The sequence below is a fragment of the Amylibacter sp. SFDW26 genome (assembly GCF_009184395.1).
Lineage (GTDB): Bacteria > Pseudomonadota > Alphaproteobacteria > Rhodobacterales > Rhodobacteraceae > Amylibacter.
This window is the reverse complement of sequence record NZ_WEIC01000003.1, coordinates 173,448-193,443: the sequence shown is the minus strand read 5'-3', so window position 1 is coordinate 193,443 and position 19,996 is coordinate 173,448. Positions and strand designations below refer to the sequence as shown.

The window sequence follows — 19,996 nt, the reverse complement described above, 5'->3', positions numbered from 1 at the left end:
GTAACTGACTGATAAGCATTCTCACATTATACCAGCAACGAGGTTGTCAAATACTAAACAAAAAGGCAGTATTTAGATATGATGCAATGAGTATTATAAATGCGAATTATTTGTTTTCAGTAGCTAGTAAGTTATTTTTTAGCATAGAATTATTATTAATCACGCTACGGGAAGACTAGTGAAATTCTTCAAAAGTATAAAAGATCGACTTAAAAATTACGTATCAGAATTTAGATTATCTTTCATAATCAGGATCGGTATCATTCTGGTTTGCTTGCTTATAACAGGGTTCGCGACTTTCGGTGTTATGGGGGTGGGTGAAAAACGATCAGCTAAGACATTTGAGACGATGACATTGGATAGCAAGCAAGCAATTCGACATCGTTTAGATACTTATAAGAGAAGCCTTTATGGTGGTGCAGGTTTATTGAAAGCATCTGATTTTGTTTCAATTGATGATTGGAAGGCATATGTTGACGAACTTAATTTAGAAAAAGAGCTAGGTGGTGTAAACGGGATCGGCTGGATTGTACCTTTCCATAATGACGTAACCAATGAGTTCTTAGATTACGTTAAGATTACGGGGGTTAAGGATTTCAAAATCCACCCAGAAGTGAAAAGCGAAGAACATTTTGTGATTCTTTTCATTGAGCCCTATGAAAACAATGCAGAGGCTATAGGCCTAGATATTGCATTTGAAAAAAACCGCCGTGACGCTGCGGTGTCTTCCCGTAAAACAGGTGAAGTTACTTTAACAAAGCGTATCTTCTTGGTCCAAGACCATAATCATACACCTGGCTTTTTAATGTTGCGCCCTGTTTACAATGGTTCGAATACAAACATTACTGCTGAAAATCGAGATGCGGAATTTTCAGGGTGGGTATATGCGGCATTTATCGCGGATAAAGCCTTAGATATGTTAACAGAGCCACAGGGTGTGGACTTTGAGCTTGCTATTTATGACGGTGAGGAGATTTCTGATGATGCCTTGATTTATAAGACCAATGATTTCAGAGATAAAAGCGCGTTTTATAAGACTGAAAAAATTTCACTACATGGGCAAACTTGGATGCTTCATTGGCAAACAACGCGTTTATACGAAGATATTCACTTTAGTTACCTGCCATTTGTTACTTTGTTTAGCGGTGTATTTCTAACACTATTAATTTCGCTACAGCTAAGGGCATTAAGTAATCGTGCCACCCAAGTTGAAAAAGAAGTTATTCTTAAGACGAAAGAGTTGAAACAGAGTAGTGAAGAACTTCAAAAAACAGAAAAACGTTGGGATTTAGCCTTAACAGGTGCCGAGATTGGTGTGTTTGATATCAATCTTACTAACGGTACTGCCGTCATGTCAAAAACCTGGATGAAGTTAATGAGGTTTTCGGATAAAGCTGAAAACTTCATGTCTCCAGATGATTTTTTAGACCGTATTCATCCAGATGATAAAGAAGATAAAATTGCAGGTGATAAGGCCTGTATTAGCGGCGAAGTAAAACGATCTTTGACCGAGTATAGAATTCTTGATGGGCTTGATGAGTGGCGTTGGATGCGGTCAGATTCTGTAATTGCTGAGCATGATGAAAATGGCACCCCCACGCGTATGATTGGCACTCAAACAGATATCACGCAATTAAAAACAGCGCGTGAAAAGTTAAAGTCAAGCCGTCAGCAGCTTAGTTATATTATTGCACAAGCACCCGTTGCGATGGCATTAGTCGATAACGATGGTTTTTTCTTTAATGTAAACGAAGCTTTAGCCAAATTTACAGGATTGAGACAAAGTGAATTAATTGGTTCGGATTTCCAATCTTTGGTGGAGCCATCCGAGTTGCCAGAAATATTACGGGCTGTTTCAGATCTTGGTAAAGGCAAAGAAACGTCTTACCAAAAGGAACATAGGTTTCTCCATAAGAATGCAGGTATAATTTGGGGCTTGCTGCATATTTCCTGGATGGCAAGTAATGATGACACCTCTGCGTATTTTATTGCCCAAATTATCGATATAACTGAAAAGAAAGAAGCTGAGCTGGTTAAGGGTGAGTTTGTTGCAAGTGTTAGTCATGAACTGCGTACTCCACTAACATCGATTAAAGGGTCAGTTGGATTGATTTTGGGGGGAATGAGGGATTCTGTTCCTGAAAATATTTTACGTCTTTTGGAGATAGCACATAGTAATTGTGATCGTTTAACGAATCTTGTGAATGACATTTTAGATCTTGAAAAAATGGCGTCCAATAAGCTGACGTTCAATTACTCATCCGAAGATGTTTGCACATTAATAGAAAATTCAGTTGCCCGAATTAAGCCAATGGCTCACGAGGCTGATGTTGAAGTCGAAGTTATATTACCAAAAAGAAAGTCAAAGGCTTGGATCGATAGCGATCGCTTTGAGCAAGTGATCGCAAACCTTTTGTCAAATGCTGTAAAATTTTCAAAGACAGGTGGTAAAGTAACCGTGTTAACCGAAGCTTTGGAAAAGGAAGTTAAAATTTCGGTTATTGATCGCGGCAGTGGTATTCCTGACAATTTTAAGGACAAAATCTTTTCACCATTTGCACAAGCAGATTCTTCTGCGACGCGAAATAATGGCGGTACAGGGTTAGGGCTTAATATTTCTAAACACCTTATCGAACGATTGGGTGGGGGGATCGGTTATAGTAGTACACCAGATGTTGAAACTATTTTCTGGATCACGATTCCTGTACGTAGAAAAAAAGTTATAACGCAAGATCCATTGGCAATTAGCAATAATTATAAAATGAACATCCTCCATATTGAAGATGACGAAGATTTTTCAATATTAATTGCAGAGACATTTTCTGATATTGCGAATGTGACACGTGCTTCTAGTATTAAAGAAGCTAAAAGGGTTTTACAATTAGAACCATATTCCATGATCATTATCGATTGGGGTTTGCCTGATGGTGATGGAGAGACTTTATTGACTGATATAAGTGAACATTGCCATGGTGTGCCGATTATTGGCCTGTCTGCTGCGGAACCCTCACTCAAAAATGACAACTCGATTGTCGAGTTGGTTAAAACGCGACTTACATTGCAGGAAATTCGAGACAGATGCTTGATTGAGATTGATAAGAAAACGTAATGTGAAAATAGAAATGAGCTACCGTGTAATAAGGGTATTTATGGTTATTACAAAAGCACATAGTTTAACAGTACGGTTACTATTATATCGCAAGTAGTCTGTTAATTTATAATTAATCTAATGCTATTGGAGGGAATTAATATTTTATATTTAGGATTAATTTTAAGTACAATATCTCTGATCCTTGCGCTTCTTTATATTTGGAACCTACATCGTATTGATAGGATATCGTCCTCAGAAACACCTCAGACATTATCTTACTCACTAGAGTTGATAAATGATGCTGTTTCGATTCTAAAAGCTGATACTTTTGAAATAGTTTATATGAATGAACACGCCCTTAAGAGCCGCGGTTTACAAAGTCAAAGTTATGTTGGGAAAACTTTACATGAATTAATTCCACTAGAGGCGGTAAAATATTTTATCGAGAAAATTAGACCGCTCATTGATGGAACTCAGAATAAATTAACATACATTGATATGCAGCGTGCGGAAGAAGTAACTGTTTATTTGGCTGACCAAGATGGGAATGCACGCCATATTGTACGTGTTGCGAAGAATATCTCTGACCGTATTAAGTTTGAAACAGTTAAGGATGAATTCATTTCGACAGTTAGTCATGAACTGCGGTCACCTGTAACATCTATTAAAGGAGCGCTGGGTTTGATTTTATCTGGGGCTGTGGGCCCATTACCAGAAAAAGCAACAAACATGGTTTCTATAGCACATAGGAATGCAGACCGTTTGGTTCTACTGATTAACGATATTCTAGACATTGAAAAGATTGCCGCTGGCAGTATGCGATTTAGAATTGAACCTTGCGACATTAATACCTTGCTTCATGATGCTGTAGAAGAGAGCGAACCTTATGCTGAAAAATTTGGGGTTAAAATTGAATTAGAAACGCATAATAAATCTGTTTTTGTGAATTGTGATGCCGACCGAACTTTGCAAGTTATGACTAATTTGTTAAGTAATGCCGCTAAATTCTCTAAACCCAAAAGTAAAATAATTATAATGACATCTCAAACTGATGAAATGCTTACTGTTTATGTAAGAGACTTTGGGGTAGGTATTCCAAAAGAAGCTCAAGATACGATTTTTGATCGCTTCAGCCAAGCGGATAGTTCTGATCGTAGGGCTGTGGGTGGTTCAGGTCTAGGACTAAGTATAGCAAAGGCAATTGTTGAGAGGCACGATGGTACTTTGTCTTTCGAAAGTGAAGTTAACAAAGGCACGACTTTTAGTTTTACATTACCGTTAACACAAGAAATATTATCAGATTCTGCAAAAGCAGTGACGAATGAATTAAGGGGCGTATAGTGACCGATAAAATTAAAATACTTCATGTTGAAGATGATCTGGATATACAAGAAGTTGCTAAATTATCTTTAGAAGTTTTTGGTGATTTTGAAGTAAAACAGTGTGCATCTGGCAAAGAAGCATTAGAATTTGCCAAAGGATATATTGCAGATATTTTGTTACTTGATGTTATGATGCCAGAGATGAGTGGTGAAATTGTTTTGAAACATCTACGAGAGTTGCCCAATTATCAGGAAACACCAGCGATATTTATGACAGCAAGAGCCCAGAAAGATGAGGTCGCAGCATTAAAAGCTTTAGGGGCCGTAGACGTAATTGTGAAACCATTTGACCCAACGACTCTTGCCGCAGAAATTACCAAAGCAATATCTTGAACCTTATTCTGTCTGGTATGGTATCGTGCTGCCAAACTCTAGAAAATGATCTATGTGATTCAATACGGTTTTAAAATCTTGTGTATTGTCTTTTTGATAAAGCTTAATGTGAGTTTCTGCTTGAATTGCATATTTTCCAAGATCTTTAAAACCCAACGTACCTGCGCTTCCCGCAGTTTTATGTACAATGAAACAAGCTTCATTTAATGCATTGTCACGTAATTCGGGTATTTCCATATCGCTACGCAGGTCTTCAAGAGCATCCAACCTATTATATAGCAACGATACGAAACGGGCTCTTATTGGCTGTAATTGATCTTCAATACTATTTGGAATGCTGGACGTATTCATGGAAACCCTACCTAAGGTTAGTTAATCTATAGTTGTTTACATTACCCCTAACATACCCAAAAGACCGGATGGTTCTTTTTTGGTAATTGTTGTGGATGGGTTCGTATTTTCCGCATTTATACATGCCTGCCTCAACACGGTCGATACGTTGTTGCCTGATTTAAAGTTTAATCGGATAGGCTGCCCTAATGTGACTGTTAAATACATTGGGCGCCCATCGCTGAAATATGTATCCATGTCTGTAAGCCTATCATTGACGTTCGATTGTATCTCTTCGAGGTTGAGTAAACCATGGCTGTCACTCACACATGCGAAATTACCACCTCCAGCATGGGACATTAAAAAGAAGTTAGGCTTCAGTGTCTCTGAAATAGCTTCTGAGACATCCGTAATTGCGCATGTGAAATCAAACTCAGTGGAGTTGTCATATAATCTTTGAGCATCCTGTAATGTAAATGCAAAAGCACTACAGCCAAACAAGGAAAGGCGTGACAGCTGTTTTAAATAATTTTGCATAGGGGTAAAGCCAATGACCCCATCTACATCATTAACAAAAAGGGGCTCTGAAAAAGTAGGGCGATTAACCGAGCTCGAGGATTTGCTATCGCCTGTGGCAGAAAATAGATTATCTGTGTAACCTCTACGTCCGATTAATAATTCTTCAATGGTATTAATACGGTTGCTTAATTCTTTAATATCGAATGGTTTGTTAACATAATCGGTTGCTCCAGCAAAAAAAGCACGATCAATGTAGTGCTTATCTGACATGGCTGTTATCATTAATATAGGGGTGTGTTGATAACGACCGATACTACGGACATTTGTGACCAACTGTATTCCATCCATCACAGGCATCTGAATATCAAATAAGAAACAATCAATAGGGTCGGTTGAGTTTTCAATAACCTCAAGGGCTTCGATTGCGGATTCAGCTGTAACAATGTTTGTGTGACCAATTAAGCTTAGTAATTCACGTAGTAAATCGAGTATAATTGGATCATCGTCTACGGCTAATATTTTCATCTTAAATCACCATTTCATAGCGTCAAATTTTTCAAAACGTTGTACAAATATAAAATACTAAATATTATTTCATGATATTAATGAATAAGGCTTAAATATGACCACTGGCTACAAAACCTGAAAATCATACCAAAACAGTCAAATTAACGATAATATTAAGGCCACTGTTTTAACTTAATAGCGCTTATGTTGTTTATCTTCGCAACCGCTACCAAAATAAAAAGACCTAGCTGCATCTCAGATAAGTCATTGAAAGTATTGGTAGTGGGAGAGGGACTTGAACCTCGGACACGCGGATTATGATTTATTAGACTTATGTTCTCATAGGGTGCTATATATTCAATTAAAATATATTATTAACAATATATTAGATTGATTTTATATGGTATAGGTGAACATAGTAAACCACCCTAATACCCACTAAAAAAAGCCTCTAGAGAGCTTAAGATGCCCCAAATCAAAATGACAGATGTTGCTATTCGTAACTTACCTCTCCCAGAGCTTGGGCAGATTACCCACTGGGATATAGCTCAATCAGGCTTTGGTATTCGTGTCTCGCAAGGAGGCATTAAACTTTTGTAGTAATTCAGCCCCCACTCGTCGCCGTTACTCTATAGGGCGATATGGTAGGCTTTCACTTAAGCAAGCACGTGCAGAGGCGAAGAAGTTGTTTTTAGATGCTTGTGCGCTCAAAAACCGCCCACGTACTGTCTATGACTATACACGTCACCTCAAACGACACTTTCCTTTTGGCAGGACACGCCTTGATGAAATTACACGCGCTGACATACAGCGCCGTCTTAACAGCCTCAAAGAGAAACCGTCAGAACAACATCATGCGTATGTGACAGCTAAGATATTCTTTAACTGGGCAGTGCAAGAAGAATATATATCCAGTTACCCTATGAGCAATTACTCTTCAAAGTTAAATTGCCATATGTATCAAATTATTCGATGGCGGACACCGTGGGCTGCATTAATTTTTTAAAACTTAATATTATCCCTAAACACCTATAGTGTCATTAAAATGTAATATTTCTACTCTAAGGTGTAATCACGTTAATAAAAAATTAATATTTAGAGATTAGCCAAACTATATTATCTTTGGGGGGTACTGAAACGGTAATTTTTTAACAACACCAATGTGTAAATTCATTTTCTAATATCTTTTTTAACTTTGGCCTCGGCCTATTTTCTTGGCCTATTTTAACGTCAAATTTTGTCATTTTATCGCGGTTTCGGTGCGCCTGAACTGCTTCTTCCACTCGTCTATAGGACTGTCTGATGAAACATTTTAATATTCCCAAAAAACGCGTCGTGCTCGTAGGGGCGCACTGTAAATTTCCTGATAACTCAAATAGTTGGCGGGATTTCTATAAAAACATATCAAATGGTCAGACATATTGTGGTGACATACCTGTTGATAGGTTTCAGACAAGTAAATTTTACAATCAGGATATACATGCAGGAAAAGCATATGTAAAACGTGGTCATTTTATCAACTATGACTATCGCATGTTTGATCCGAATGCATTTGGATTTGCACCTGCAGAGGTTGAATTTATTGACCCACAACAAAGGCTTTTACTGGAAGCTGCATGGGTTGCTGTTGAGCAAGGTCTGGGAGATATAGAGGCTTTGAGAGGCAGTGAAACTGGCGTTTTTGTCGGCGGTTTTACACTGGATCATATGCTGAACCAGCTTGGAAGTGGAGCACGTTCTTCGATTGGTAGCCATTCTGCTGCTGGTGCTACTCTTACGATGCTTGCAAATCGTTTATCTTATGCTTTTGACCTGCGTGGTCCTAGTTACACTGTTGATACAGCATGCTCATCGTCTCTTGTTGCTTTTGAAGCAGCTGTACGTGCCATTGAGACTGAGCGATGTGAGGCAGCCTTGGTTGGTGGCGTAAACTTTATGATGCGTCCAGAGTATTTTATTGCAATGAGCCATGGAAAATTTTTGGCTAAAGATGGTCGATCAAAAAGCTTTGATGCAAGAGCGGATGGTTATGGACGCGGAGAAGGCGTTGGTGTTGTAGTCTTAAAATCACATGAGCAGGCTATTGAGGATGGGGATACAATCCTTGCTGAAGTTGCAGGCGTAGGTGTTGGGCAGGATGGCCGGACAACGGGGATCACCGTACCAAATCCAGATGCACAAGAGGCTTTGATGCATCGCGTTTTGGCTGAAAGCCAATTGAACGCAAAAGACATTTCATATGTTGAAGCACATGGAACAGGGACGCCTGTTGGGGATCCTTTGGAGGTTTCTGCGATCGGTTCTGTATATGGTTCTGCAGATCGTACAGAGCCGTGTTACTTTGGATCCGTTAAAGCCAATATTGGTCATCTTGAGGCTGCCGCCGGTATTGCCAGCGTTATCAAGGTTCTTGGTATGTTTGAGAACGAGACGATACCTCCTGTTGCAGGACTTGAGCAACCAAACCCAGCTTTGCCTTTGGATACATATTCTGTTGCAATTGCAGATCAGTTGCGTGCTCTTTCTGGGGTTGCGGGAGAGCGTCATATTGCTATCAATTCCTTTGGTTATGGTGGAACCAATGCACATGTTATCCTCAAAGAGCCTGATGTGGTGTCAACTGATGATGTTGCAGATAGTAAGCCGTTGTTAGAAGTTCTGCCAATCTCAGCGCGTTCTAGCGGCGCATTGTCAAATATGCTTAGTGCTTATGGTGAACACCTTGGTCAGGACGAACAATCTGACAACTTGTCTGACATGATTTTTGCTGCCAGCGAACGTCGCGCACATTTTTCATATCGTGCGGTGGCCATTGGTGAAAATGCAACAGATATTGCTGAAACCCTATTGGAGGCAGGCAAAACTGGTCATGCCGCTAATATTCAAATTGGACAATCTGTTTTATCTTCATCGCGCCTAGCGAAGACAGCATTTGTTTATACTGGAATGGGGCCACAATGGTGGGGCATGGGGCGTTCTTTATTCGAGACTTCAACAATATATGCCGAAGCTCTTCGAGAAGCGGATGCAGCTTTTTATAATGTAGCAGGGTTTTCAATTTTAGAGGAAATGCTGAAACCTGAAGAAGAGAGCCGTATTGGTGAGACGGAATTTGCGCAACCCGCTAACTTCTTGTTGCAATACGGTTTGACCAAAGTTCTTTTATCTGAAGGTGTGCAACCTGATGGCGTTGTTGGTCATTCCGTTGGAGAAGTGGCATCAGGTTGGGCAGCTGGCATGTTGCCTCTTGAGGAAGCTGTTACTGTGAGCCGCTATCGCAGTTCCATTCAGGCACGTGCAGCGGGGCAAGGGGCTATGCTGGCTGCTGGTATTTCTGAGCAAGATGCAAAAGAATTGGTGGCTGATTACGATGGTAAGATTGAAATTGCTGCGGTTAATGCACCAGACTCATTAACACTTGCGGGTGAGACTGCTGCTATTGAAAGTGCTGAGGATAAGCTGTCCGCTCAAGGTGTATTTGCGCGCAAGTTGGATGTAGAGGTGCCCTATCACTCAGCTTACATGGACCCGCTGAAAGAGGAACTGGTTGACACTTTGTCGGTTCTGGATCCACAGCCAGTTGAACTTCCACTTTATTCAACTGTTTCTGGTAATGCTGATGGCCGACCGTTTGATGGTGAATATTGGGCGAATAATGTTCGCAATCCTGTTCTTTTCGCAAAAGCTATCAATAAAATGCTGGAAGATGGGTATACGCACTTTGTTGAAGTGGGCCCACATCCAGTTTTATCACGTGCTCTTAAGAGCATAATAGATCAAAGTGGCGTTTCTGCTGAGATTATTTCTACTCTCTCTATGCGTGATACAGATGATGTTAAGAACATCGGTAAAGCGATTTCAAATCTTTATATCACTGGTGGCGATATAAACTGGCCCGTTCGTAATGTTTCCGACCGTTCTATCGCTTTACCCCCATATGCTTTTGCACGTGAAGAATTGTGGCGCGAGGCGGCGCTTCAGGAGCAAGACCGTCTGAATTACAGTGGCAAACCTCTTGCACAGCAACAGAGTGATGAACGAACTGTTGTGAGTGACCTTGGAATTGCATCGTTGAATTTCTTAAATGACCATGTTGTCGCTGGTGTACCAATTATGCCTGCAGCAGGTTACCTAGAAGCGATGTTGTCCGCGCGTTCATTGCAATCTGCAGGAGTGTTTGATGAGACTGTCTTGGTGAGCGATATTCGTATCGCCCGCCCGCTTTTGCTGAAAACAGATAGGGAACAGCATTTGGAAGTTTCCCATAATACATCAAATGGTGAGACCGTCCTTTTGTCGCGCGATTTAAATGAACCAGACAAAGCTGTGGTTCACATGGAAGGGAATTTAAATGCGCTTCCAAATATGGTTTCTGAACAAATCGATTTAGATGTATTTTTGCGCGATTGCGAAGAGATTGAATCTTCTACTTGTTACGATGCTTATCGTGAAATGGAATTGGAATACGGCCCAGCATTCCAGTCGATTAAACGCTGTTATTTGTCGTCGGATAAGCAGACAGTGATTGCGGCTTTGGAGCTTCCTGAAGATTTGTTATCTAGTGAAGGTTTTGTTGCGCACCCTTCATTGTTGGATGGGAGTTTTCAAGCGGCTTTAACTTTGATGGGGGATGGCAAGGCCTATTTGCCAACAACGATCCGCGCTTTAGCAATTCAGGAGAGCTTTCCAAATAAGTTATATGCAAAAGTCACGTTGGTTTCCCGAAAAGATGACACCGTTGTTTGTGATATTGATTATATATCCGAAGAGGGGAGAATTCTTGGTAGGCTTCAATCATTGACATGTTCTGCCTTGCAAAAAAAAGATGCAAATATAAGAGCATATGGTGCAGATTGTGATTATGTATGGGAGCAAATAGAGGCTGCCGAAGAGGTTGATGCACCTCTTTTACACCTACACCGTAATGGGGATCCTTTGAACGCTGTGCTGAACATGTCAGATGTGTCTGTGATTTCTGTTGATATTGATGTCGAAAATTTAAGAACACAACTTATCCAGCAGCTTATGGCGCATCCAGGCGCAAGGATTATTGTCAGCCTCAATGAAGGTGATGCTGTTTCTTCTTTGGCGTTGTTACAGCGTATTCTATTGGGCTTTGCAGAACTTGGTGAGGATGCACCATTGGTAACTGTTTGTACATTTCATGGACAAACAGTTGAGGAAAATGAAGGTGCGAACCCAATGCAAGCCAGTTTTGCTGGGTTTACCAGAGTGACGTACAACGAAACCAAAACATTGCCGTTGAACATTGTAGATATCTTAGCCGAAGATTTAGATCATGCGTTACAGGAGGCAGGTCTTGCACAATTTATTGTAAATGAAGTCTGTGCTCGACGTACGGAAGTGGAGCGTGCGATCCGCAATCAAAAAGTATATGCGCCCATCTTGCGTGATCGTGATACGTTTGAAACACACGAAACTGAGACACTGGTTGGGCCTTGGTCTGAAGACATTGTTATGGGGGCTTCGCATCTTGAGCGTATGTCTAAACAGCCTAACTCAGAAGATGTAACTGTTGAGGCATGGGGGTTGTTACCCCGTGTGCTAGACACTGACAAAACATTATCCGTTGCAGGTGTTGCCTTTAAAGACTCAGATGGAACTCTGTATGCGGGAGTGCTGGAACGACCAGAATACCCAAGCAGTCATATTTCACGCCCTGCGCTCTACGTGCAATGTAAGGATGCTCATACTGCTGCACAAGCCGCAGCTGCAGCCCCTCTGTTTTTACCTGTTGCAAATATAATGCGTGATATTGGGGCAAACATTCCGAAACGAGCAGGGGTTGCCAATACACCTCATGGTCATCTTTTGGCGCAGCAATTGCGTGCCGCAGGAAGCGAAGTTGTTATACTTCCAGAGGGGGCAGGTTTGACGACTTTGTTTGGCCAAATCATGGCTGACAAAACGCAGCGTTTTGATCTGCTTGCCGTTCCCTATCAATCTTTTGTAAGAATGTTCCCAGCGGGTCTGTGGCTTAAGAAGAAGGCGACAGTTATAGATCTTTCATTAGAGATGGATCAAACAGTCAGCTTACCTCCTGAAGCAACCACTTTTTTGAGCCTTTTACAAAAAGTACCATCTTGCCATGATGCACAGTTGCTATCTGAGCTGGAAAATCTCGTGCATGCCCCATGTTTCCATGAGGCGGATCTGACTAAGAGCATTGTGAATACACAAGACTGGGCAGGATGGCCAAATGAAGCTGCGATTGTTATGATCAATCGCTCGCAGGCTTTAGAGGTCAGCACCTCTCATGTTCCATCCTTCCGCCGCGATGGCGCATATTTGGTAACAGGGGGCTTTGGCGCGCTAGGCAGTCGTACAGCACTTTGGCTTGCACAAAACGGTGCTGGTAAAATTTATCTGGCAGGTCGGTCCGGGGTTGCCAGCAAAGGTGCGGAAAAACTTATTTCTGATATTTGTGCCCTTGGGAGCGAGGTTGAAGGTGTGCGTCTTGATCTTGGAGATGAAGACAGCGCATCCACAGTGATACAAGCTTTAATTTCCGAAACTGCAGCGAATGGTCAGCCATTGTGTGGCGTTTTCCATGCTGCGGGTTTGACGCAAGATGGCAAATTTGAGGAAATGGATGAAGAGCGCATTTCATCTGTTATGAAGCCAAAAGCACTGGGTGCTGAAATACTGGATCGCGAGACGCAAGACTGTGCGTTGGACGCTTTTGTGCTTTATTCTTCGGTGGCAGCATTGATTGGAAATATTGGGCAAAGTAACTATGTTGCGGCGAATGCATGGCTTGATGCGCTTGCAGCATCTCGTCGCCAACGTGGACTTGCCGCTTTGTCTTGCCGTTTTGGGGCGATTTCTGATGCAGGAATGGCATCAGATAAAGTTTTGACACAACGTTTGAAAGAGATTGGTCTAACTGCTTTGCCTGCTGAAGATGCTTTAGAAGGCATGGGGCATGCAATGATGGTTGGTGCCACAACGGCCTTGGTCAGTGTTAGCATTGATTGGAAGCGATACGGTGCCTATGACCGTCGAGGCGGTGCGACACCACGTATGGCTGACACAACGGGTGTTTTCTTGGAAAGCGGTGATGATGCGCAAATGGAAGCATTGTGGCGCGAGCTTGGTGCTGCACCATTCGAAGAGCGGTTTGAGGCATTGAGCCTGCTCTTAAGAGAAGTAATTGCTGGTGCCATGCGTCTTGATCCAACGTCTATTCCTCTTGACATTGGTCTTGATGAAGCGGGTTTGGACTCATTGCTTTCTGTGACAGTTCAAATGGCGATTGAAGAGGCCCTCGCTTGCACTGTTCCTGCGATGATGTTGATCGGAGGAAATTCGACGAGCGATATTGCTGCTAAGATTCTGGACGATCGTGGTTTGGGCAAAGACATAATTGCTACGGCAGCGTGATCTCGCGCTGCTGACTTATTTTATATTTATTATTTTGAGGACAAGATGACTGAACTTCTTAAATCGTTGCGTAAACATATGTGTAAAGACACAAATCAACCAAATTCCTTGAATGAAACTTCACCCAATAATGTTGAGAGCAAAACATCTGAGCAAGTTGGATATGATGCTGAGTGGACGGATCCTGCTAAGCTGCCTGATATGACTACTATTCGTAAAATGGATGCGTTTTTCGGAAAAGGTTCTGAAATGGAGGATCTGTACTTTCTTCCGCGTAAAGGGCTGATGTCAGACAAGATTGAAACCCCTAAAGGGTATAAAACACTTTTTTCTGGTTATAACTATTTGGGTTTGGGGGCCGATCCTGCTGTGATTGAACGTACAGTTAAGGCTGTGCGTGATTTTGGAACGCATGCTGGTGCTGCACGTATGGTAGGTGGTGAGATTACGCTACACGGTGAGCTGGAGCGTAAATTGGCCCAATTTGTTGGCACAGAAGATGCCATTGTGACTGTAGGTGGCTATGTGGCGAATATGACGGCTATTGGCTATTTCTTAGGGAAAAACGATTTATTGATTCATGATGCGCTCATGCACAATTCTGGTGTTATGGGTGGTGTTCTTTCACAAGCAAGACGCATCAGTTTTCGCCACAATGACTTAGATCATCTCGAAACTTTATTGGAAGCAAACCGTGGTTCTGTGGAAAGGACAATTATCCTTGTGGAAGGGGCGTATAGTATGGATGGCGATATCGCAAACTTGCCGCGCCTTCTTGAGATTAAGCATAAATACAATTGCTGGCTGATGGTGGATGAGGCGCACTCAGTCGGGACTTTGGGTGAAACAGGGCGTGGTTTGTCTGAGCTTTATGATACAGACCCGCGTGAAATCGACCTTATTATGGGAACGCTTTCGAAAAGCTTTGGCAGTTGTGGCGGTTTTATTTGTTGTAACGCACAATTTGGAACTTTTTTACGGAATTTAGCTCCAGGGTTCCTAATGTATAGCACAGGTATTTCCCCTGCAAATACAGCTGCGGCTTTGGCCGCTGTTGAAATGTTAGAGCAGGAGCCAGAACGACTTCGTAAATTGATGTCGAATTCAAAATTCTTCTGTGACACTGCGCGTGCCGCAAATTTGAACGTAGGTTTGGCAACAGGACAGGTCCCGATTGTTCCGATTATTTTGGGTGATGATGTGATGACTTTGAATGCGGCAGGGGCTTTGTTGAAAGAGGGTATGATTGCTCATCCTATTTTGCATCCCGTCGTTGAAAGAGGTGGTTCACGTATTCGCTTTTTCATCACAGCGGATCATCGTGAAGAAGATATGGCGCGCTGTATCAGCATTATGAAAGAGGCGGTTTCCCAGTGACTTTAGAACGAAGGTTAGGGAACCGTAAAGAGGCCTCACTTGGGCGTTTTGCAAACATAATGCAAAATCTCCTCTCCATCCTTATGAAACGACCTATGGCTGCTTTGCTGTTCGGTATAATGATAGCCGCAGTGCTTTCTGCAGGAACTGCAAATCTGGGTTTTCGTTCAGATGAACGTGTCTTTTTTTCGGAGTCTAATGAGCATTTACAACGTCTGAGGGATTTTGAAGCGCGTTATGGGAAAGATGATACAGGTGTTTTAGTTGTACATACACCAGAAGGCACTTTGTTTACCCCAGAGCATTTGGCTGCATTGCGCAAAATGACAGATGATGTCTGGGCGTTGGATATGGTGCGCCGTGTAGATTCTCCAGTTGCATTTCAAATTGCCATCGGAGAAGGCGACGAAGTGATTATCGACCAGCTTTGGCGCGAGGGTGACCCAACGGATTCTGCCTATTTAAAACGTATTGAAGGCTGGGCAGCTCAAACACCATTGTTGATTAATCGTATTTTATCAGAGGATTTGGCGACGGCTTTGATTTCAGTGACATTTGAAATCCCAGAAGAACAGTCCGAAGATGCGCCTACTGTTTTAACCTCTGTTATGCGTGAGCGTGTGAAACAGTTTCAAGAAGACTATCCTGACCTTGAGATTTCACTAAGTGGTTCCGTCGCTTTGGACAGTGCTTTTGGTGAAGCTGCTGTGAGTGACAGCGCACTTCTTGTACCTATCATGTATACGCTGCTTTTGGGGCTTATGTGGTTGATTTTGGGTTCTTGGGTACCTGTTTTTGCGGCTTTTCTTGTTATCAGTGGTGCAATTGGGGCGACTTTAGGGATAGGTGGCTTTATAGGTATACCATTGACATCTGTATCTGTGATATCGCCTTTTATGATTACGATCATTGCTGTTGCGGATGTTGTTCACATGAGTACTGCAGCATTTCAAAAGGATGCAACTGCGCAGCAGAGCGAACTTGGAAGAGAACGACGCCATAGGGCTGTTGAAGCAGCTTTGAGAAAAGTATCTTGGCCTGTTTTGCTGACATCTTTGACGACTGCTGTGGGGTTCTTTTCTTTGATTTTCTCAGAGTCTCCTCCATTTCAACATCTTGGTATATTGGCTGGTATCGGCACATTACTTGCGATGGTGTTTACTTTTTTGATCCTGCCAACATGCTTGATTGTTTTCCCATGGCGCGGGCGTAAAAGAGCAGCGTCTATGCAAAATGTGTTTAAACGTATTGGGTACTTTGTGACAGCTCGAGCGAAAAGCTCTGTGATCTCAGTGCTGTTGATTGCTGTTGGAATTGCATCCTTTATTTTTATGAACAATTTGGACGACCGTTATACGCGTTATTTTGACAATCGATTTGAGTTTCGCCAAGCAACCGATCGGATGAACAGCCTGATTGGTGGTTTCTACGTTGTGGAATATGATTTACTTGCGCCAGAAGGGACAAATGCTGTTAGCCCTGCCTATCTGGAAGATGTCGATGCTTTAGCCGAATTTATTCGACAGCAGCCAGGTGTGACGCATGTTGCCAACCATGCTGATCGCATCAAGATGGTAAACCGTGCGTTCAGCGGGGGACAGCAAGACAAGTATCTTATCCCGTCATCTCAATCCCAGACTGCACAGTTGCATGAAATGTATGCCATGCAATTGCCATATGGGTTGGATTTGCGTGAACAGGTTTTGGTGGATCGGAGTGCATCACGTATGACTGTTTCCCTAGATGATCGTTCTACTGGTGAGGTTCTTTCGCTCATCGACAATGCCCACGTTTGGGCTGTTGAAAACACACCGCAGCTTGCCTCAAGTGTTGTGGCAACGGGTACGACGGTAATGTTTTCCTATATTGGTATGAAGAATATCGAAAATATGATTTTGGGAACAATTGTTGCTTTTGGTGCGATTGCTGTGTTCCTCCTTTTGGTTCAGAGGTCGTTGCTTATTGTGAGTATTGCTATGCTTGCAAATGTTATGCCAAGCTTGGTGGCTCTTGGTGCTTGGGGACTGTTGGTTGGTGAGCTTGGAATGGCTGTGTCCACTATTGTAGCAACAACCCTTGGTATTGCGGTGGACGATACCATCCATCTGCTGACAGCCTTGCGAAACCGCTTGAAAACTATGAGCGATCCACGTGAAGCAGTTGCAGAAGCTCTTGGGGATGCGGGTCCGGGTATGGCGATCACAACATTTTTGTTGGTTGTCGGATTTGGCATACTCGCAATTTCAGGCTTCCAAATTAACGCTTGGTTGGGATTGATGACTGCAATCGTTGCGATAATTGCTTTGTTGTTTGATCTCATATTTCTACCAGCCGTACTTTTCTTATTGAAAACAAAATACTAGGAGTAAAACTAAAATGGGTACTTTATTTTTTAACGGTTCAGCCCTGTCAAACTTGGCGTTAGGTGCTGCTGCATTGATGTCATTTGGTGCTGCACAAAACGCATGGGCAGCAAGTGATCCAAAAGCCTATGAGATCGCGTCAAAAGTTGAACGCACATATCAAGGGTATGCAGATGAGACCGTTGATGCAGTTATGACAATTAAATCGGGCAATGGTTCGAAATCTTCACGTGAATTTGAGATGGTCACTTTGGAAGTGGTTAAAGGCGGAGACCTGCGTGCTGTTACATTTAGTGCGCCTACAGAATTGGATGGATTTGTATCTTTAAGCCACACGCGGTTTAAAACACCTGATTTGCAATGGGTTTATCTGCCAGAATTTGACCGCGTTCGTAGACTTTCATCACGTGATAAATCGGGCTCTTTTGCTGGATCAGAGTTTTCATTCGAAGATATCGTTCGCTGGGAATTGGACCGTTATGATTATGAATATGTCGGGCCAACAAAGTGTAAAGCCAAAGCTGGATGTGAAGTGCTTGTAAATATTCCGCGCTATCCACATTCGGGATATGCGCGTTTGGTTGAGGTGATCGATATGAGCATTCTGAAACCAATCCAAATCACATATTACGATAAAAACAATCGTGAATTAAAACGTCTTGAAATGACAGGTTATAAGAAAGTTGGAAATGGCCAAATGCGTCCCATGAATGCGCGTATGACCAACCTGCGCACAGGTGCTGTCACTGACATCAAGTGGAGTAATTATCGTTTTGGTAAAGGTTTCAACCAAACGAATTTTAAAGATACCCGCATTCGAGATTGGGCTAAGTAAAAATGACTTGGTTTTTAAACAAGTGTTTCAAAAACAGGGGCGCAATCTGTGCGGCCCTGTTGTATTGTTTGAGTGCTTTCCCAGCATTGGCTCAATCTGTATCTGGACGACTTACATTGGAAACGTATTCTTACTTTTCAGAACCGCTTTTCGATCAACAGCGTGACACAGGCGTGTACCCGAGTTTATCGGGCGATCTCGAATTTTCATTCGACCTCTCTGACAAAACAGATTTGGAATTTCGCGGCAAATTACGCTTTGGTGCAGCGGAAGACCGTGAAGATCTTTTTTTTGTGGATGCAGAGCAGGCGACGTTGCTTTGGACAAAAAATGACACACGATTGCGATTTGGCATACTCCAAGAACGATGGGGTGTATTGACCACGCACTCTGCTTTGGATGTGGTCAATCAAACAGATTTTATAGAGAATATCGATGGCTCACAACGTTTGGGCCAACCCGCAGTTGCTTTGGAAACAAGCTTGTGGCCGTCAGTTGATGCTTTATTGCTTTTAAGCCCAGGAGGAAGAGAACGACGTTTGCCAGACACTGAGCTGCGCTATCGTCTTGTTCCAGCACCACTTGCTGAACCTGTATTTGAGGATGGGCAGGGCCGTTTGGAATTTGCAACAAGATTGCGTTTTCAGTTTGAGACAATTGGTATTAACTTGAACTATTTTACGGGGCATTCACGTGAGCCAGAATTTCAATCTGTGATTTCTGGTGGCCGCGTGACAGAGTTTTTGCCTTTTTACAGAGTCATTGAACAAGCTGGTCTATCAATTGAAATTCCTGCTGGATCATATGTCTTGCGTGCTGAGGCTTTTCATCGGTCTGGTCAGACTGGTGGCAGCTTTTATGGATATGCATTTGGAATTGAACGCTACTTTTACGGCGTTAATTCGGGGCAATCAGACCTTTTTGTATTTGCTGAGGCGTTTTACGATAAACGCTCAAGCTCTGCGCCACTCACATTGTTTGATAGTGATATATCTATTGGCATGGAATGGCTTTTAAATGATAGTTTGGGGCGTTCTATGGGCATACGGTTGATTCACGATTGGGAGACGTCAGCCAGTCTATGGGAATTTGAGTATGGGCAGCGTTTAAAAGATGATGTTTTGATTGATGTTAAGTTTCGTTTGCCGACAAACACAAAAACAGATGCTGCTCTTAGTGGTTTTCAAGGCGACGAAGAATTACAGGTAGGTCTGACATGGAAATTTTAGAGACGCAGCAACACGGCACAGCTGATGAAAATAAACCAATTCGTTATATCTTAGAAGGTAATGTGCTGCGTTTCGAAGATGTTCTGGATGCGGATGCAGGTGGGCCACCTATGCATATTCACCCTGAACAAACTGAAACTTTCCGTGTTATTTCTGGTAAAATGTTCATAGTTCTTTCTGATCGGGAACAAGAATTACGTGAAGGGGAGCAAATTGAAATTTTACCAAATCAACCCCATACTTTTCATACGCATAACTGCCCCAAGACACAAATTGAAGTTTCATTTGACCCTGCTGGCGAGATGCAAGCTTTTTTTATGGGCTTAGAACGTGTAAAACGAAAAAAACTTCATCCACTTTTGCAAATCGCAGTTCAATATCGTGCTGCGAAGGCGTTTGGGTTTTATATGACAGGGCAACCGATTTGGCTGCAAAAGCTTATGTTTTCTGTCGTTGGATTATATGCATATTTACGTGGTTACAGGGCTGAATAAACCAATCAAATAACAAATACATTTCTGTAGAGATTACTTAATTTTATTGTAAGTCATTGATTTTAAATGGAGGTGAGTACTGGAAACGAACCAGTGTACGCGGATTTGTAATCAACTTTTTAGGTTTTTCAT

12 protein-coding genes are annotated in these 19,996 nt (G+C 42.3%); 10 read left to right on the top strand and 2 right to left on the bottom strand.

Going from position 1 to position 19,996, the window contains the following annotated elements; genetic code table 11:
- The first annotated feature begins 178 nt into the window (after positions 1–178).
- The 3 genes from F9L33_RS10400 to F9L33_RS10390 all read left to right on the top strand — a co-directional run bounded on the left by F9L33_RS10400 (position 179) and on the right by F9L33_RS10390 (position 4,806).
- Entirely contained in the window at positions 179–3,109 is a 2,931-nt protein-coding gene (locus F9L33_RS10400; RefSeq protein ID WP_152142723.1) for a CHASE domain-containing protein, read from the top strand.
- Between the two features lie 120 nt (positions 3,110–3,229).
- On the top strand, positions 3,230–4,432 hold the full coding sequence (locus F9L33_RS10395) for a cell wall metabolism sensor histidine kinase WalK (RefSeq protein WP_152142722.1): 1,203 nt from the start codon (positions 3,230–3,232) through the stop codon (positions 4,430–4,432).
- Positions 4,432–4,806 carry a response regulator gene (locus F9L33_RS10390; RefSeq protein ID WP_193222018.1) on the top strand — a complete coding sequence of 125 codons (375 nt, stop codon included), beginning with the start codon at positions 4,432–4,434 and terminating at the stop codon, positions 4,804–4,806. The genes F9L33_RS10395 and F9L33_RS10390 overlap by 1 nt, the downstream gene beginning before the upstream one ends.
- Before the next feature lie 3 nt (positions 4,807–4,809).
- On the opposite strand, the gene F9L33_RS10385 is transcribed toward F9L33_RS10390, so the two are convergent.
- Both F9L33_RS10385 and F9L33_RS10380 read right to left on the bottom strand, forming a co-directional pair.
- The gene (locus tag F9L33_RS10385) at positions 4,810–5,157 is read right to left on the bottom strand and encodes an Hpt domain-containing protein (protein ID WP_152142720.1); all 348 of its coding nucleotides are present in this window, start codon (positions 5,155–5,157) and stop codon (positions 4,810–4,812) included.
- 36 nt (positions 5,158–5,193) lie between these two features.
- Positions 5,194–6,180, bottom strand: coding sequence for a PleD family two-component system response regulator (locus F9L33_RS10380; RefSeq protein ID WP_152142719.1), 987 nt, complete (start codon positions 6,178–6,180; stop codon positions 5,194–5,196).
- Positions 6,181–6,627: 447 nt separating this feature from the next.
- Between F9L33_RS10380 and F9L33_RS16000 the strand changes: the two genes are divergently transcribed.
- From F9L33_RS16000 to F9L33_RS10350, 7 genes are all read left to right on the top strand, one after another.
- Positions 6,628–6,762, top strand: coding sequence for a hypothetical protein (locus F9L33_RS16000; RefSeq protein ID WP_255478366.1), 135 nt, complete (start codon positions 6,628–6,630; stop codon positions 6,760–6,762).
- Positions 6,763–7,464: 702 nt separating this feature from the next.
- Positions 7,465–13,566: a type I polyketide synthase gene (locus tag F9L33_RS10375; protein ID WP_152142718.1), complete on the top strand. Its 6,102-nt coding sequence runs from the start codon at positions 7,465–7,467 to the stop codon at positions 13,564–13,566.
- 45 nt (positions 13,567–13,611) lie between these two features.
- Positions 13,612–14,943, top strand: a complete 1,332-nt coding sequence (locus F9L33_RS10370) for an aminotransferase class I/II-fold pyridoxal phosphate-dependent enzyme (protein ID WP_152142717.1) — start codon at positions 13,612–13,614, stop codon at positions 14,941–14,943.
- Positions 14,940–17,306, top strand: a complete 2,367-nt coding sequence (locus F9L33_RS10365; protein WP_152142716.1) for an RND family transporter — start codon at positions 14,940–14,942, stop codon at positions 17,304–17,306. Before F9L33_RS10370 ends, F9L33_RS10365 begins: the two co-directional genes overlap by 4 nt.
- 13 nt (positions 17,307–17,319) lie before the next feature.
- Positions 17,320–18,141: an outer membrane lipoprotein-sorting protein gene (locus F9L33_RS10360; protein ID WP_152142715.1), complete on the top strand. Its 822-nt coding sequence runs from the start codon at positions 17,320–17,322 to the stop codon at positions 18,139–18,141.
- A gap of 2 nt (positions 18,142–18,143) precedes the next feature.
- On the top strand, positions 18,144–19,370 hold the full coding sequence (locus tag F9L33_RS10355; protein ID WP_152142714.1) for a hypothetical protein: 1,227 nt from the start codon (positions 18,144–18,146) through the stop codon (positions 19,368–19,370).
- Positions 19,358–19,864, top strand: coding sequence for a cupin domain-containing protein (locus F9L33_RS10350; protein ID WP_152142713.1), 507 nt, complete (start codon positions 19,358–19,360; stop codon positions 19,862–19,864). The genes F9L33_RS10355 and F9L33_RS10350 overlap by 13 nt, the downstream gene beginning before the upstream one ends.
- Positions 19,865–19,996: the final 132 nt, after the last annotated feature.

Coding starts and splice junctions, on each gene's coding strand:
- F9L33_RS10395 (WP_152142722.1), top strand. CDS start 3,230: ATGCTATTGGAGGGAATTAATATTTTATATTTAGGATTAATTTTAAGT.
- F9L33_RS10385 (WP_152142720.1), bottom strand. CDS start 5,157: ATGAATACGTCCAGCATTCCAAATAGTATTGAAGATCAATTACAGCCA.
- F9L33_RS10380 (WP_152142719.1), bottom strand. CDS start 6,180: ATGAAAATATTAGCCGTAGACGATGATCCAATTATACTCGATTTACTA.
- F9L33_RS16000 (WP_255478366.1), top strand. CDS start 6,628: ATGCCCCAAATCAAAATGACAGATGTTGCTATTCGTAACTTACCTCTC.
- F9L33_RS10375 (WP_152142718.1), top strand. CDS start 7,465: ATGAAACATTTTAATATTCCCAAAAAACGCGTCGTGCTCGTAGGGGCG.
- F9L33_RS10370 (WP_152142717.1), top strand. CDS start 13,612: ATGACTGAACTTCTTAAATCGTTGCGTAAACATATGTGTAAAGACACA.
- F9L33_RS10360 (WP_152142715.1), top strand. CDS start 17,320: ATGGGTACTTTATTTTTTAACGGTTCAGCCCTGTCAAACTTGGCGTTA.
- F9L33_RS10355 (WP_152142714.1), top strand. CDS start 18,144: ATGACTTGGTTTTTAAACAAGTGTTTCAAAAACAGGGGCGCAATCTGT.
- F9L33_RS10350 (WP_152142713.1), top strand. CDS start 19,358: ATGGAAATTTTAGAGACGCAGCAACACGGCACAGCTGATGAAAATAAA.